Origin of the sequence: Bradyrhizobium sp. AUGA SZCCT0431, assembly GCF_018131065.1 — a bacterium.
GTDB lineage: Bacteria > Pseudomonadota > Alphaproteobacteria > Rhizobiales > Xanthobacteraceae > Bradyrhizobium.
Window position 1 is genome coordinate 36,223 of the sequence record NZ_JAFCLR010000054.1, and the last position, 15,480, is coordinate 51,702.

The 15,480-nt window shown below is 63.0% G+C and carries 12 protein-coding genes, 2 tRNA genes and 1 pseudogene; 14 read left to right on the top strand and 1 reads right to left on the bottom strand.

What is annotated here, in order from left to right; genetic code table 11:
- Positions 1–89: 89 nt before the first annotated feature.
- Positions 90–164: transfer RNA gene (locus JQ567_RS34170), tRNA-Thr, on the bottom strand.
- A 268-nt stretch (positions 165–432) separates the two neighbouring features.
- Between JQ567_RS34170 and JQ567_RS34175 the strand changes: the two genes are divergently transcribed.
- The 14 genes and pseudogenes from JQ567_RS34175 (at position 433) to JQ567_RS38465 (ending at position 14,154) form a co-directional block, all read left to right on the top strand.
- Positions 433–684, top strand: a complete 252-nt coding sequence (locus JQ567_RS34175; protein WP_312017511.1) for a hypothetical protein — start codon at positions 433–435, stop codon at positions 682–684.
- Between the two features lie 76 nt (positions 685–760).
- Entirely contained in the window at positions 761–2,494 is a 1,734-nt protein-coding gene (locus JQ567_RS34180) for an FAD-dependent oxidoreductase (RefSeq protein ID WP_212442893.1), read from the top strand.
- Positions 2,495–2,780: 286 nt separating this feature from the next.
- Positions 2,781–3,287 (top strand): hypothetical protein, encoded by a 507-nt coding sequence (locus tag JQ567_RS34185; RefSeq protein ID WP_212442894.1) that lies wholly within the window; start codon positions 2,781–2,783, stop codon positions 3,285–3,287.
- 127 nt (positions 3,288–3,414) lie between these two features.
- On the top strand, positions 3,415–4,239 hold the full coding sequence (locus JQ567_RS34190; protein ID WP_212442895.1) for an alpha/beta fold hydrolase: 825 nt from the start codon (positions 3,415–3,417) through the stop codon (positions 4,237–4,239).
- 17 nt (positions 4,240–4,256) lie between these two features.
- A pseudogene (locus tag JQ567_RS34195) lies at positions 4,257–4,915 on the top strand (epimerase).
- Positions 4,916–5,091: 176 nt separating this feature from the next.
- Entirely contained in the window at positions 5,092–6,381 is a 1,290-nt protein-coding gene (gene murA, locus JQ567_RS34200; protein WP_212412025.1) for a UDP-N-acetylglucosamine 1-carboxyvinyltransferase, read from the top strand.
- 95 nt (positions 6,382–6,476) lie between these two features.
- Positions 6,477–6,932 (top strand): DUF2948 family protein, encoded by a 456-nt coding sequence (locus JQ567_RS34205; protein ID WP_212442896.1) that lies wholly within the window; start codon positions 6,477–6,479, stop codon positions 6,930–6,932.
- Positions 6,933–7,162: 230 nt separating this feature from the next.
- Positions 7,163–8,458, top strand: coding sequence for a histidinol dehydrogenase (hisD, locus tag JQ567_RS34210; RefSeq protein ID WP_212442897.1), 1,296 nt, complete (start codon positions 7,163–7,165; stop codon positions 8,456–8,458).
- Positions 8,455–8,958 carry a UPF0262 family protein gene (locus JQ567_RS34215; RefSeq protein ID WP_212442898.1) on the top strand — a complete coding sequence of 168 codons (504 nt, stop codon included), beginning with the start codon at positions 8,455–8,457 and terminating at the stop codon, positions 8,956–8,958. Before hisD ends, JQ567_RS34215 begins: the two co-directional genes overlap by 4 nt.
- A 126-nt stretch (positions 8,959–9,084) precedes the next feature.
- Positions 9,085–9,552 (top strand): low molecular weight phosphatase family protein, encoded by a 468-nt coding sequence (locus JQ567_RS34220; protein WP_212442899.1) that lies wholly within the window; start codon positions 9,085–9,087, stop codon positions 9,550–9,552.
- Positions 9,553–9,823: 271 nt separating this feature from the next.
- Entirely contained in the window at positions 9,824–10,447 is a 624-nt protein-coding gene (locus JQ567_RS34225; RefSeq protein ID WP_192735329.1) for a Maf-like protein, read from the top strand.
- Entirely contained in the window at positions 10,437–10,673 is a 237-nt protein-coding gene (yacG, locus tag JQ567_RS34230) for a DNA gyrase inhibitor YacG (protein ID WP_212442900.1), read from the top strand. The genes JQ567_RS34225 and yacG overlap by 11 nt, the downstream gene beginning before the upstream one ends.
- A 332-nt stretch (positions 10,674–11,005) precedes the next feature.
- Positions 11,006–11,081: transfer RNA gene (locus JQ567_RS34235), tRNA-Phe, on the top strand.
- A gap of 421 nt (positions 11,082–11,502) precedes the next feature.
- Positions 11,503–14,154, top strand: a complete 2,652-nt coding sequence (locus JQ567_RS38465; RefSeq protein WP_212442901.1) for an EAL domain-containing protein — start codon at positions 11,503–11,505, stop codon at positions 14,152–14,154.
- Positions 14,155–15,480 lie beyond the last annotated feature (1,326 nt).

Genomic DNA, 15,480 nt, shown 5'->3' on the forward strand with positions numbered 1-15,480 from the left:
TAGAACCATCGTGCAACACCTGTGTGTATCAGGCGCGGCGCGAAATGCTCAAGTCGTTCAGAAGCTTGCTGATGCTGATCGGGAAAAACTGGTGCTGCCAGACAGGATTGAACTGTCGACCTCTCCATTACCAATGGAGTGCTCTACCACTGAGCTACGGCAGCATGCCCGGTATTCAAGGAATCGGCCCAAAAGGCCCCTACAGGCGGCCGGTTCTTGCCACAAGGACCCCTCTGGCGCAAGCGCGCGGCGGGGCTGGAAAGGGCCCAAAATGGGCAAAAATTGGCATGGTCGCCGGGCTCATTGCTTCAAACCGGGCCAACTCGGGCCGATCGGTTCCATTTCCTAGCCCGGCGGCTTCAGACGCCGGCGCGGACGAATCATTGCGGAGTGTCGGCGAGGCGATTGCGCGGTGGCCGGGTGAATTCCAATATGATCGGGGAAAAGAAGCGCCACGACGGCGTAGGCAACAGGCCCAGGATGCAGGACGATCAGGACAAACGCGCGGGAACGGCCAAGCCGGTTGTGAAAGATTCGCGACAGCAGCGCTTGAAGCTGGCGCTGCGCGAAAATCTCAAGCGGCGGAAGTCGCAGGCGCGCGGGCGCAGCGATGAAGCTGCCGCACCTTCCGAAAACACCGATGCCTCCCTAGATAACGCAGGCGGAGTAAAGCCGGGCCAGTAGCGGACAGGAAATTTCCGGCCGCTCGCCGGGTGGCCAGCTCTCCGCAAAAAAGCTGAGTTCTTTTTTGGGTGGCGAGATGAGTGCAGACACCACGACAGCCGGTCCGGCGGCCGGCCAAGCTTCCTTCGCGTTTCCGCGCCACGAACAGACCTTTCCGACGCTGACTTCGTATGAGATCGAGCGCATGCGCCGGTTCGGCGAATTGCGCAGGTTTGGGCACGGCGAAGCGCTGTTCGAGACCGGCAAGCCCGGGCCCGGCATGTTCGTGGTGCTGTCGGGCCATGTCGCGATCACGCTGCGCGACGGCCTCGGCCATGTCACGCCCGTCATCGATCAGTGCGTTGGACAATTCGTGGCCGAGATCGGCCAGCTCTCCGGTCGCGTCGCGCTGGTCGACGGCCATGCCGAGGGCGATGTCGAGACGCTGCTGATTCCGCCGGACCGGTTGCGGGCGCTGCTGATGGCCGAAGCCGATCTCGGCGAGCGCATCATGCGCGCGCTGGTGCTGCGCCGGGTCAGCCTGATCCAGGGCGGCGTCGGCGGCCCGGTGCTGATCGGGCCGGCCTCGCTCGGCGACATGGCGCGCTTACAGAATTTTTTGACGCGCAACGGTCAGCCGCATCATTTGCTCGACCCCGAGAACGACAAGGACGCCGCCGATCTCGTCGAGCGGTACTCGGCCGCGCGCAGCGATTTGCCGCTGGTGGTGTGTCCCGACGGCACGGTGCTGCGCAATCCGTCAGAAACCTCGCTGGCGCTGGCGATGGGCATGATCACCAACCATGCGCATGACAAGCTCTACGATGTGGCCGTGGTCGGCAGCGGTCCGGCCGGGCTTGCCACCGCCGTCTATGCGGCGTCAGAAGGCTTGTCGGTCGCGGTGTTCGATTCGCGCGCCTTTGGCGGACAGGCCGGCGCCAGTGCGCGGATTGAGAACTATCTGGGATTCCCCACCGGCATTTCCGGCCAGGCGCTGGCCGGGCGGGCCTACAACCAGGCGCAAAAATTCGGCGCCGAGATGCTGATCCCGGTCTCCATCAGGTCGCTGGATTGCACGAAGCCCGATGGCCTGTTCGCGCTGGCGACCGAATGCGGGCAGTCGTTGAAAGCCAAATCGGTCGTGGTCGCGAGCGGCGCGCGCTACCGCCGGCCGGAAATCGAAAATCTCGACGCCTATGAGGGCCGCGGCGTCTGGTACTGGGCCTCGCCGATCGAGGCCAAGCTGTGCGTCGATCAGGACGTCGTGCTGGTCGGCGGCGGCAACTCCGCCGGGCAGGCCGCGGTGTTCTTGTCCGGCCATGCGCGGAAAGTCTACATGATCATCCGCGGCGGCGGCCTCGGCGCCAGCATGTCGCACTATCTCATCGAGCGCATCGAAGCGACTGACAATATCGAACTCATCTTCAACGCCGAGGTCGTTGGCCTCGAAGGCGAGGACGCCTCGCTGCGGCGCGTGCGCTGGCGCAGCCGTCTGGCGCCGGACGAGGTGCAGACCCTCGACATCCGCAATCTCTTTCTGTTCGTCGGCGCCGATCCCGCGACCGGCTGGCTCGAAGGCTGCGGCGTCAAGGTCGACCGCGCCGGTTTTGTTCTCACCGGCGTCCAAGGAAGCGTCCAAGCCGGCGTCCAAGGCGGCCAAAATGCCGATCGTCCGGTGCCGTTTTTGGAAACCACGGTGCCCGGCGTGTTCGCGGTCGGCGACGTCCGCTCCGGCTCGGTCAAGCGCGTCGGCGGCGCGATCGGCGAGGGCGCGCAAGTGGTGGCGGCATTGCACGGCTTTCTCGCCGACGGCTCGAAGCCGGCGCTCTGAGACAGACGATGAGGCGAGCAGGACTCGTAGCCCGGATGCAGCGAAGCGAAATCCGGGGACGGTCTTGGCGGTGGATGATCCGATCCCGGATTGCGCTTCGCTCCATCCGGGCTACGTAGCTGATGTCGTTTGCGACTCCTGCTAAACTTCGTGCTTCATGCGACTTTGGTCGATGCCTCGCGCGTTGCCGCACATGCCTGCGTTGCCGAAGCTGCAACGGACGCGTGTGGCAATTTGTTTTGCTGCGTCGTAACGTTCGGCGGGTTTCCAACGAAGGGGGCGCTTCATGATACTCGGTATGAGCACCGCGACATTTGTTCTTGTGCATGTCGTCATCAGTTTGATCGCAATCGTCTCAGGCCTCATCGTGATGTTCGGAATGCTCGGCTCGAAGCGGCAGCCGGGGCTTACCGCGATCTTCCTGCTGACCACGATCCTGACCAGCGCCACCGGCTTTGTGATTCCGCCGCTGCTGTTCGAAAAGATGTTGCCGTCGCATTTGTTCGGCCTGCTCTCGCTGGTGCTGCTGGCGATCGCCTGCTTCGCGCTCTATGTCATGAAACTGCGCGGCGCCTGGCGCTGGATCTACGCGCTGACCGCGCTGGTGGCGCTCTATCTCAATGTGTTCGTGCTGGTGGTCCAGTCATTCCTGAAGGTGCCGGCGCTGCACGCGCTGGCGCCGAGCGTGCCGCCGGCCGAGCCGCCCTTCGCGGTCGCGCAGGGCATCGTGCTGGTGTTCTTCGTGATCGTGATCGTCGGCGTGATCCGGCGCTACCGGCCGGCGTACGCCTGACGTTCGCGTCATTCCGGGGCGATGCGAAGCATCGAACCCGGAATCTCTTGCCGAATAACTTCTAGATTCCGGGTCCACGCTGACGCGTGTCCCGGAATGACGGCGTAACAAAAAGAGGAGCTTCCCCATGCCCATGGTCACAACAAAAGACGGCGTCGAGATCTTTTACAAGGACTGGGGCTCCGGTCAGCCCATCGTGTTCAGCCACGGCTGGCCGCTGTCATCGGACGACTGGGACGCGCAGATGCTGTTCTTTCTGGGCAACGGCTTTCGCGTCATCGCCCATGACCGCCGCGGCCATGGCCGCTCTGCCCAGGTCGGCGACGGCCACGACATGGATCATTATGCCGACGACCTCGCGGCGGTGACGGCGCATCTCGATCTGAAGAACGCGGTGCACGTCGGCCATTCCACCGGCGGCGGCGAGGTGGTGCATTACATTGCCCGCCACGGCGAGAGTCGGGTCGCAAAGGCCGCGATCCTCAGCGCGGTGCCGCCGCTGATGGTGAAGACGCCGGCCAATCCGGGCGGCCTGCCGAAGGACGTCTTCGACGGATTCCAGGCTTCGCTCGCCGCCGGCCGCTCGCAATTCTATCGCGACATCGCCGCCGGTCCGTTCTACGGCTACAACCGGCCCGGCGCCAAACCCTCCGAGGCCGTGATCGAGAATTGGTGGCGCCAGGGCATGATGGGCGGCGCCAAGGCGCATTACGACGGCATCGTCGCCTTCTCGCAGACCGATTTCACCGAGGACCTGAAGAAGATCAATGTGCCCGTGCTGGTCATGCATGGCGATGACGATCAGATCGTGCCCTATGCCGACTCGGCACCGTTGTCGGCCAAGCTGCTGAAGAACGGCATACTGAAAACCTACAAGGGCTTTCCGCACGGCATGCCGACCACGGAAGCGGCGACGATCAACGCGGACCTGCTCGCCTTCATCAAGGGATGAGCCAAGCTCACCCTGACATGAAGGTAATTCTTTTCGGCGCCACCGGCATGGTCGGGCAGGGCGTGCTGCGCGAATGCCTGGTTGATACCGGCGTCGAGCGCGTGCTGGTGGTGGGGCGCAGCCCGAGGGGCATCAGCACGCCAAGCTGCGTGAAGTCCTGCATAAGGACTTCACGAACTTCTCCGCAATCGAGTCCGACCTCACCGGATACGACGCCTGTTTCTTCTGCCTCGGCGTCTCTTCGGTCGGCATGGACGCCGAGCGCTACCGGCATCTGACCTATGACGTCACGCTGGCTGCGGCGAACACGCTGGTTCGGCTCAACCCGAACATGGTGTTCACCTACGTGACCGGCCGCAGCACGGATTCAACCGAACAGGGCCCGGTGCGCTGGGCGCGCGTCAAAGGCAAGACCGAGAACGATCTGCTCAAGCTGCCGTTCAAGGCCGCCTACATGTTCCGGCCCGCCGGCATTCAGCCGCTGCACGGCGTGCGCTCGAAGACATCATGGGTCAACGCGATCTATGTCGTCGCCGCACCACTGTTGTCCTATCTGGCCCGCACCTCGCCGAAGTTCATGACAACAAGCGAAAAGCTCGGCCGCGCCATGATCAAGGTCGCGCGCGAGGGCTATCCCAGGCCGGTGCTGGAGAGCGAGGATATCAATAGCATTTAGTCGCGGCGTCATTCCGGGGCGATGCGCAGCATCGAACCCGGAATCTCGAGATTCCGGGCTCGTGCTGCGCACGCCCCGGAATGACGGCAAGACCCATCAAATAGCCGCAAATTTCAAGGCTTTTGCTATCGGGGGTCCAAAACCCCCATACTTTGTGCATAAAAAAGGGGGGTGGCATGGACCGCATTCGGATTGTCGGCGGAAGCCCGCTCAACGGCACCATCGCGATTTCGGGCGCGAAGAATGCCGCGCTTCCGCTGATGATCGCGGGGCTGCTGACCGAGGAAACCCTTGTTCTCGACAACGTGCCGCGGCTTGCCGATGTCGCGCAGCTGCAGCGCATCCTCGGCAATCACGGCGTCGATATCATGTCCGCGGGCAAGCGGCCCGGCGACCGCGAATACCAAGGCCAGACCCTGCATATTTCGGCGGCTGATATCATCGACACGACAGCGCCTTACGAGCTGGTGTCACGGATGCGCGCCAGTTTTTGGGTGATCGCGCCGCTGCTGGCGCGGATGCACGAGGCGAAGGTCTCGCTGCCGGGCGGCTGCGCGATCGGCACGCGGCCGGTTGACCTGCTGATCATGGCGCTGGAGAAACTCGGCGCCGAGATCACCATCGACGCCGGCTATGTGGTCGCCAAAGCGCCCGGCGGACTGCGCGGCGCGTCGATCGATTTCCCCAAGGTGACGGTCAGCGGCACCCACGTCGCGCTGATGGCGGCGACGCTGGCCAGGGGCACGACCATCATCGACAATGCGGCCTGCGAGCCCGAGATAACAGACGTCGCCGATTGCCTGAACAAGATGGGCGCGCGGATCACCGGCGCCGGCACGCCGCGCATCGTCGTCGAGGGTGTGGAAAAACTGCACGGCGCGCGGCATACCGTGCTGCCCGACCGCATCGAGGCCGGCACCTATGCTATGGCGGTGGCGATGACCGGCGGCGAGGTGCAACTGGCGGGCGCACGGCCGGAGCTGCTGCAATCGGCGCTCGACGTGCTGACCGAGGCGGGCGCCGTCATCACCGTCAACAAGGATGGTATAAAAGTTTCCCGCAACGGTGCGGGGATCAAGCCGGTCAACGTGTCGACCGCGCCGTTCCCGGGCTTCCCGACCGATCTGCAGGCGCAACTGATGGCGCTGATGGCCTGCGCCGGCGGCTCCTCGCAGATCACCGAAACCATTTTCGAAAACCGCTTCATGCATGTGCAGGAGCTGGCGCGGTTCGGCGCGAAAATTTCGCTCGACGGCGAAACCGCCACCATCGACGGCACCGCGAGCTTGCGCGGCGCGCCGGTCATGGCGACCGATCTGCGCGCGTCGGTGTCGCTGGTCATCGCCGGCCTTGCCGCCGAAGGCGAAACCATGGTCAACCGGATCTATCATCTCGACCGCGGTTTTGAGCGGCTGGAGGAAAAACTGTCGGCCTGCGGCGCCTCGATCCAGCGTATCAGCGACTGACCTGTATCCCGCAAAAGCATGTCCACGGACTTGATCCGGGGATGGGAACCGGTTTTGCGACTAGGCTACGCACAAATTAAAGGTAAAGTTGGCGCATGGGTTCGCCTGAACAGCTCAAGCTGATCGCGCTCGATTCCGATGATCTCTCGGTGATCTCGGCGCATGTCCAGGATGCCCGTGTGCAGGCTTCCGACATCGTCTGGCGACAGGACGAAAAGCGCCTGGTGGTCGGCATGTTCAGGCTCGACTGGGAGCAGACGCTGTCCGGCGGCACCACCCCGCGGCGGACGATCGCAGCATTGCGCTTCGACCGGGTGCTGGCCTGCAAGTCGCGCAATATCGATCTGGATGCGCCGGACGCCGTGCTGGAACTGGTCGGGATCGAATTCCACCCCGGCGAGGCCCCCGGCGGCAGCGCCTTGCTGCTGTTCAGCCATGGCGGGGCGCTGCGGCTGGACGTCGAATGCCTGGAATGCGAGCTGACCGACCTCGGCGCCGACGATCTCGGCAGCAGCGATATCGGCATCGCGCCGTCGGGGCAGGAAGTGTGAAAGCACCCCTCTATCGTCGTCCCGGCGAAGGCCGGGACCCATAACCACCGATGTTCGCTGCCACGCCGGGCTGTGGCTCCAGCCTTCTCAATCACAAACGATGGTGGTTATGGGTCCCGGCTCGCGCTTCGCTTGGCCGGGACGACGGGATTTTGGGCCTCCCAAGGGTTGACGGCCCTTGGCCGCCGCGCCATTGAGCATAGGCCCGCAAGCCTCCACAGAAAGCCACCATGCCCATTCGCCTGGACAGAAGCAGCGCCGATTTCGACCAGCGCTTTGGCGCCTTTCTCGGCGCCAAGCGCGAAGCATCCGCCGATGTCGAGCGGGCGACCCGCGCCATCGTCGATGACGTGGCCGCGCGCGGCGACGCCGCCCTGCTCGAGGCGACCCGCAAATTCGACCGGCTGGATATCGCAGCCTCCGGGCTGCGCGTTACCGCCGCCGAGATCGAGGCCGCGACCAAAGCCTGCGACAGCGCCACGTTGGATGCGCTGAAATTCGCGCGCGACCGGATCGAGATGTTCCATCGCCGCCAACTGCCCAAGGACGAGCGCTTCACCGATGCGCTGGGCGTCGAGCTCGGCTGGCGCTGGAGCGCGATCGACGCGGTCGGCCTCTATGTGCCCGGCGGCACGGCGGCGTATCCGTCCTCGGTGCTGATGAATGCGGTGCCGGCCGCGGTGGCCGGTGTGCCGCGCGTGGTGATGGTGGTGCCGTCGCCGGACGGCAAGCTCAATCCGCTGGTGCTGGCGGCAGCTGAGCTCGGCGGCGTCTCGGAAATCTATCGCGTCGGCGGCGCGCAGGCCGTGGCCGCGCTCGCCTACGGCACCGCCACGATCGCGCCGGTCGCAAAAATCGTCGGCCCCGGCAACGCCTATGTCGCCGCGGCCAAGCGGCAGGTGTTCGGCAAGGTCGGCATCGACATGATCGCCGGCCCCTCCGAAGTGCTCGTCATCGCCGACGACACCGGCAATGCCGGCTGGATCGCGGCTGATCTTTTGGCGCAGGCCGAGCACGATGCCAGCGCGCAGTCGATCCTGATCACCGACAGCGAACGTCTCGCCGCCGAAGTCGAGCAGGCGGTGGAAGCGCAGCTCGTCACCCTGCCGCGCGCGGAAATCGCCCGCGCCTCGTGGAAGGATTTCGGCGCCATCATCATGGTGAAAAAACTCGACGACGCCGTGGAGCTGGCGAACGCCATCGCGGCCGAGCATCTCGAGATCATGACCGCGGACGCCGAAGCATTGTCGGTAAAAGTCCGCAACGCCGGCGCGATCTTCTTAGGGTCCCATACGCCCGAGGCGATCGGCGACTATGTCGGCGGCTCCAACCACGTGCTGCCGACCGCGCGCTCGGCGCGGTTCTCGTCGGGCTTGGGCGTGCTAGACTTCATGAAGCGCACCTCGATTCTCAAATGCGGGCCGGACCAGTTGCGCGCGCTCGGACCCGCCGCGATGACCCTGGGCAAGGCCGAAGGTCTGGATGCCCATTCACGCTCGATCGGATTGCGTCTCAACCTGTCATGACCAAGCCGCCCGCAGACGAGGATCCGCAGAACCGCATTGTCGCGGTGACGCTGGACGAAGAATCGATCGGGCGTTCCGGGCCTGACATCGAGCACGAGCGCGCGATCGCGATCTACGACCTGATCGAGCAGAACCTGTTCGCGCCTGACGGGGCCGACAGCGGCCCGTTCACGCTGCACCTTGCGATCACCGGCAACCGGCTGATGTTCGACATCCGCCGCGAGGACGGCACGCCTGTGGTGGCGCATCTGCTGTCGCTGACGCCGTTCCGGCGGATCGTGAAGGATTATTTCATGATCTGCGACAGCTATTACCAGGCGATCCGGACCGCGACCACCGACAAGATCGAGGCCATCGACATGGGCCGCCGCGGCATCCATGACGAGGGCTCGCGCACGCTGCAGGAGCGGCTGAAGGGCAAGGTGCGGGTCGATTTCGAAACCGCGCGGCGGCTGTTCACGCTGATTTGCGTCTTGCACTGGAAGGGGCAGGACGCATGACCCCGACCCGAAGGGCCACGTTAGTGCAAAGTGCGAAGCGGTTTTCGGATCAGGTCATGCGTCAAATAGAGCGCGTGATCCGGTCTTCGGAGAAGGTCCCGCTCCAAACCAGAGAAGACTGACCGCATGGACGCGCCGCCCCGCGCGCGCAATCCGCAGGCCGTGTTGTTCTCATGCGGCCTGAACAGCGTGCGTTCGCCGATGGCCGAAAGCCTGCTGCAGCAGATGTTCCCGCAGGCGCTCTATGTGAAATCCGCCGGCGTCAGGAAGGGCGAGCTCGATCCGTTCGCGGTCGCCGTGATGGCCGAACTCGGCCAGGATATTTCCGGTCACAAGCCGCAGACGTTCGAGGAGCTCGAGGATTGGGAGGGGCTCAATTTCGACCTCATCATCACGCTGTCGCCCGAGGCGCATCACAAGGCGCTGGCGCTGACGCACACGCTGGCCGCCGACGTCGAATACTGGCCGACGCCGGATCCGACCGACACCGAAGGCAGCCGCGAGCAGAAGCTGCAAGCCTATCGCGACGTCTGCGACGGCCTCTTGCTGCGCATTCGCCGGCGATTTTCGAAGGTGGGCGCGGCGAGCGAGTGAGGGCACCCACGGTGTCGTTCCGGCGAAGGCTCAGATGCGCAATTGCGCATCTGGGAACCCATACGCCGCGGCCGTGCACTTTGAGGCAATGGCCGTCGCAATAACTCATTTCAACGACAACAGCCTGTGGTTATGGGTCCCGGCCTTCGCCGGGACGACGCGGATAGTGACATGCGAACAACCACTTGCCACCCGGTTGTGAAAACCACGCCCTTCCGATAGGTTCCGCGCGCATTCGCCCCCTCGATTCCTCTGCCTCCCAAAAATCAGCATGCTTGGCCGTCCCAAATTCGTTCTTGCCTCCGGTTCGCCGCGACGGCTCAGCCTGCTCAACCAGGCCGGCATCGAGCCCGACGCGTTGCGCCCGGCTGACGTCGACGAGACCCCGAAGCGGGGCGAGCTGCCGCGCGCCTGCGCCAATCGACTGGCGCGCGCCAAGGCCGATGCCGCGCTGAAATCCGTGCAGCTCGATGACGAGCTGCGCGGTTCCTTCATCCTCGCCGCCGACACCGTGGTCGCGGTTGGCCGCCGCATCCTGCCGAAGGCCAACCTGGTCGACGAAGCCTCGCAATGCCTGCGGCTGCTGTCGGGCCGCAACCATCGCGTCTACACGGCGATCTGCCTGGTGACGCCGAAGGAAGCCTTTCGCCAGCGCCTGATCGAGACCCGGGTGCGCTTCAAGCGGCTCAACGAGGATGACATCCAGGCCTATATCGGCTCCGGCGAATGGCGCGGCAAAGCCGGCGGCTATGCGGTGCAGGGCATCGCCGGATCGTTCGTGGTCAAAATGGTCGGCTCCTACACCAACATCGTCGGCCTGCCGCTCTATGAAACGGTCACGCTGCTCGGCGGCGAAGGTTTTCCGATCCGCTTCGGCTGGTTGAATGCCAGCTGACCCGCCCAAAGATGCCGGCCAGGCCGGATCGGGCGTGTCGAAACCGGCATCGAAGCCTTCATCGAAGCCTTCATCGAAGCCTTGCCCAGAATGCGGCAAGCCCGCCGAAAACCCCAAAACCCTGCCGTTCTGCTCCCCGCGCTGCCGCGACGTCGACCTGAACCGCTGGCTCTCCGGCCGCTACGTCATCCCCGGCAAGGAGAATGAAGGAGAAGACGAGGAGTAGGGGCGGGGCATGTCGGTTTACCTCGCTCTGTCGGCACCCTCGATGCACCTCTCCCGCGTGCGGGGGAGGTCGACGCGCTCGAAGAGCGCGGCGGGTGGGGGCTCTCCCCACGAGTCGTATCGCGGAGAGAGCCCCCACCCCAGCCCTCCCCCGCAAGCGGGAGAGGGAGCCGAGTCCCTTCGCGGCGACACCAAATATCGCTTAATTCCCAACAATTTGGCGGATAACTCACAAGCGGGCGGCGCCCGGCGAAGCCAAAGGCGAAGCCGGGTGGACACGGCCCTCTCGCCCCACTATAAACCGCCCGCTCCGGGCCGTTTTCGCCCCGCAGTGCCCAGGTAGCTCAGTTGGTAGAGCATGCGACTGAAAATCGCAGTGTCGGTGGTTCGATCCCGCCCCTGGGCACCATTAACCTCAGTAACGCCGCATCCTGAAGAAGCCGCCGAGTAAAGGCTTGTCCCGGCGTAGCCTGTTTGGGCGAAGCCGGATGGTTCGATCCCGCCCCTGGGCACCATTTCGCTCAGTAACGCCGCATCCCGAAGAAGTCGCCGAGCAGCGGCTCGCCGCGGCGTAGCCGTCAGGCGAAGCGCAGGATCGCAGCTATCTCCGTGATGTTACGGGGGTTTTGACAAAACATTAAGCCTGCGCGAACACCAAAACTTAAGGCTGCCGACGCTACGTTCGAGGATTGCAAGATCTCGGCGGTGCCCGGCCGCGGCCATGCGGACCTCGGGCGGTTCAGGCGAAGATAGTCGATGTCATATTTGAAGGCGTTGCTATGCTCTGAGAGCGCAACCGTGGGTTTACGGCTCGCGCGGGATTGCGTGCTGTGATTCACGCCCGCAGATTGGTCCGCAAAGCTGCAAAGGCAATCCTGCGAAATGCCCCGCTGCAAATCGCGCTGTTCTTTTTGCCGCTTGTGTGGATCGGCTACTTCGCGATCACGTCTTCGGAACGGACGGAGGCGCTGCAACAGGCGCGGGCGCACGGAAACAGTGTCGCTCAGCTGTTTGAGGAAAATACCGAGCGGATATTCGAACGGGTAGATCAGTCACTGCTGGTCGTGCGTGCGCTTTACGCACAGGACCCGGCCGCGTTCAGCCTGAAATTCTGGGCCGGTAAGGCGCAGATGGCGAGCGGCGACGTGGTGCAGTTCTCGCTGATCGGACCGAACGGCTATTTGTTCGATACCACGACCGGCTACTCCGGCCCGCCGCTCTATCTCGGGGACCGGGAGCACTTCGTCAAGGTGATGGAGCTGGCCGAAGATCGGCTCTATGTCGCAAAGCCGGTGTTGGGGCGGGCGTCGAACAAATGGACCATCCAGATCGCAAGAAAGCTGTTCGACCACGGGAAGGGTCCGGCGGGCGTCGTCGTAGGCTCGATCAGTGTGGACCTGGTCGGCAGGTTCTACGACACCGCAAAGCTCGGTATCGGAGGCACCCTTGTTCTCAGAAATGCCGACTACATCGTGCTCGCCGCGCGGGGAATAGACCAGGGCACGGTGCTGGGACAGCGCAATCCCGGCCACGTTGAAGGCGAGTTACGGGACAGTTCCTATAGCCAATACTGGAACCGGAGCGGGAGCGAAGGTCGCTCGAACCGGAGCAACAGGTTGGTCACCGCGCGCCGATCGCGCGTTTTTCCGCTGATCTTTACCGCCGGCATTTCGGAGCAGGAGATCTATTCGCGCTCTCAAGCCAGGCAGCAAATCTATCTCGGCGGCGCGCTTCTGCTCACTTTCATCATCCTGATGGCGACCGCGCTGCACTGGCGAAGACAGAAGGCGCTCGACGCGGCACAGCGCGAATTGCGCGACTCCCTGAGCAAATTCGAGGACGCGCTGCGAAACCTTCCGCAGGGGTTGAGCATGTTTGATGGCCAGGATCGCCTGATCGCGTTCAACCGACAATGGCTCGATGCCTATGAACTCTCGCCGGACAACGTTCGGGTCGGCATGAACTTCCGCGAGGTGTTTGCAAACCAGGAGGCCGTGCGTGATCTCGACGCCTATCTGGTTGACCTCAAGGACCGGCTCGCCAAATCGGAACACACTTCGAACACGGTGCAGTTTCCGGACGGGCGCGTCATCCATATTTCCTATGGACGGCGCGAGAGCGGTGGCTGGGTTGCGACGCATGAAGACATCACCGAACGCAAGGCTTCCGAGGACCGGATCGAGAAGCTGGCTCACTATGACAGCCTGACCGGCCTTGCGAATCGTAACCTGTTCAAGGGGTCCCTTGACGAAGCGCTGGACAAGTATCTTCTGCACCATACGCCGTTCGCCGTGCTCCTGCTGGATCTCGACAAGTTCAAGTCCGTCAACGATGCGCTCGGCCACCACTGCGGCGATGCGCTTCTCAGGCAGGTCGCTGGTCGAATCAAGGCGCAGGCCCGGGACGTCGATGTGGCGGCCCGGATCGGCGGTGACGAGTTTGCGCTGATCGTGGTACCGGGGCCGTCCGCGCTGCAGGACGACGCCGCAACACTCGCCGCGCGCCTGGTCCAGGCCATTGCCGAACCCTATGAAATAGACGGCCACCCGGTCGTGATCGGATGCAGCATCGGTGTCGCCGTGGTGCCCGAGCATGGCACGCGCATCGATGAAATTCTTCGCAATGCCGATCTTGCGCTCTACAAGTCGAAGAATGCCGGTCGAAACTGTTTCCATCTCTACTCGCCAGAGCTCAAGGCCGAAGCCGACCAGCGCGACATCCTTGAAATCGAGCTTCGCGAGGCGATCTGGCGCGAAGAGATTGATGTCTTCTATCAGCCCATCTTCGAGCTCTCTACGGGCCGCGCGACGTCGGTCGAGGCCCTGGCGCGCTGGCGCCACAAGACCAGAGGCCTGATCCCTCCCGCTGAATTCATTCCGGTTGCGGAACGGGGGGGACTGATCGGCGAGCTCGGCAATCTGGTGCTCGCCAAGGCGTGCCGCCATGCCGTGATGCTGCCGGATGATATCAAGGTTGCCGTCAACCTCTCTGCTCTGCAATTTGCGGGCGGCACTCTCGTCGATTCCGTAATGGCCGCGTTGGCAGACAGCGGACTTGCCGAGACACGGCTGGAGCTCGAGATCACCGAGAGCGTCTTTCTGGCCGACAGCCAGGAAAATCTCAAGACGCTCGAACGCCTGAAGCGGCTTGGTGTTTCCATCGCGCTCGACGATTTCGGCGTCGGCTTTTCGTCATTGTCCTATCTGACCGCTTTTCCGTTCGACAAGGTCAAGATCGACAAGTCCTTCGTCGACAGGATCTCTCGCGCCGAGACCGTTGCCGTCCTCGGATCGATCGTTCAGCTTGCGAAGACGTTGAACCTTTCGATCGTCGCCGAAGGCGTCGAGACCTACGAACAGGTCGAAAAGATCCGCTCGATTGGAATTGCCCTGGGCCAGGGATATCTCTTCAGCAAGCCCGTGCCGTTCAGCGAACTATTGCTGCAAGTCCTTCCCGAGAGCGAGCGGCAGGCCGTAGCCTGACAGGTCGGTGGGACCTTGTGCCCGCTCGGTTCACCAAAGTTGGCACCTGGCGAAGCTCTACTTCACCGACGTGACCTACCCGATTTACTGCCCCGTCGAAGGCTTCTTCGTCGAGAGCGTCACGAACGAGCCGCACGGCGGCGGCAACCAGATATCCTTGTCTCGAAGACCAAGGTCAAAATGTTCGATAAGGAGTGTCTTCACCCGAAACACCGTCCTTCACTTCTTCCTTTGTGCTACAGGACAAAAGGGCCATGCTGGGCAGTTCGCACCTGGCCCATTGTAGGCACACGCGCCCATGTTTCGGCAGTTGCGACCCTGAGCATCACAGCGATTTTTGTAGCAAGTGACTAGGCCGCTTCCATAACACCGCAGGCAATCCAGCGCTAAGGACTGGCTGGAAACTAACATTGCTCCGGCAAGAACGATTACTAGCGAAATTATTCTCATGGACGTCGCCCCGTTAAATTGAACCGCGAAAATGATGCAACCCCGTCAGAGTACTCGATTCGAGCACGCGTAGGGCGGATTTAAGCCGAAGGCGTAATCCGCCGCCTTCGATTCAATGCTAATCCAGCCTGCGCTCCGCCGAATACGGCAGCGAAGATCGCTTACGGTGACAGTGCACTAAACACCCCGCCCATTAAGTGCACTGTCCCGTAACCGCCGAATACGGCAACTAAGGGCGGCGGATTACGCCTTCGGCTCCAATCCTACGAGCTGTGGCGTGCCGATAATCATTGACCTGGCGGCAAGGGACGGGAGCACTCAAACTGCCGCCCAAAACGATCGAGGCAGTAGCGAGGACCGCGGGGCCTCGAATCAAACTCATCCTGTCCTTGACCTCCTTTATAAACATCCATGCGATAACCCCTTGAGGTACAGTCGACGCCACCTCCTTCTGGTATTCCCCTCGTATCAACGAACCTAGCGGTCACCACTACGTATAGCCTGCCGTACTGCGATCGCTCCCTTGGCGTGCTGCCCTGCAGATACCAGATGCCCCCTTCTAAGTAGACATGCCAGGTGTCATTTTGTGCGTCCCCGCGTAGCTCTGGGTGGAAATGCCAGCCGCAGAACATCTCATTCGGGCCAGGGCTCATCGCTTGTCTTGTTTCGTACCGATCGTCATTCCTTCCAACTCTCTCGGCTTTGTTCAGGACGTACTGTTGATAGCGCACATATTGATCGGCGACCCCCAGCACGCATCCAGATTGTCCTCCAAGAAACATGCACTCGAAAAGAGAAGGTGAACCTCCTCCGAAAGAGTGGACACCTGTAGTAGGCTGCGAGAGCCAGGAGGTGTCATATGGAAGGACGTCCACG

Bases quoted from the DNA above. Each gene is read 5' to 3' on its own strand.
- JQ567_RS34180 (WP_212442893.1), top strand. From the start codon at position 761: ATGAGTGCAGACACCACGACAGCCGGTCCGGCGGCCGGCCAAGCTTCC.
- JQ567_RS34175 (WP_312017511.1), top strand. From the start codon at position 433: ATGATCGGGGAAAAGAAGCGCCACGACGGCGTAGGCAACAGGCCCAGG.
- JQ567_RS34205 (WP_212442896.1), top strand. From the start codon at position 6,477: ATGGGTTCGCCTGAACAGCTCAAGCTGATCGCGCTCGATTCCGATGAT.
- hisD (WP_212442897.1), top strand. From the start codon at position 7,163: ATGCCCATTCGCCTGGACAGAAGCAGCGCCGATTTCGACCAGCGCTTT.
- JQ567_RS34185 (WP_212442894.1), top strand. From the start codon at position 2,781: ATGATACTCGGTATGAGCACCGCGACATTTGTTCTTGTGCATGTCGTC.
- JQ567_RS34215 (WP_212442898.1), top strand. From the start codon at position 8,455: ATGACCAAGCCGCCCGCAGACGAGGATCCGCAGAACCGCATTGTCGCG.
- yacG (WP_212442900.1), top strand. From the start codon at position 10,437: ATGCCAGCTGACCCGCCCAAAGATGCCGGCCAGGCCGGATCGGGCGTG.
- JQ567_RS34190 (WP_212442895.1), top strand. From the start codon at position 3,415: ATGCCCATGGTCACAACAAAAGACGGCGTCGAGATCTTTTACAAGGAC.
- JQ567_RS34225 (WP_192735329.1), top strand. From the start codon at position 9,824: ATGCTTGGCCGTCCCAAATTCGTTCTTGCCTCCGGTTCGCCGCGACGG.
- murA (WP_212412025.1), top strand. From the start codon at position 5,092: ATGGACCGCATTCGGATTGTCGGCGGAAGCCCGCTCAACGGCACCATC.
- JQ567_RS34220 (WP_212442899.1), top strand. From the start codon at position 9,085: ATGGACGCGCCGCCCCGCGCGCGCAATCCGCAGGCCGTGTTGTTCTCA.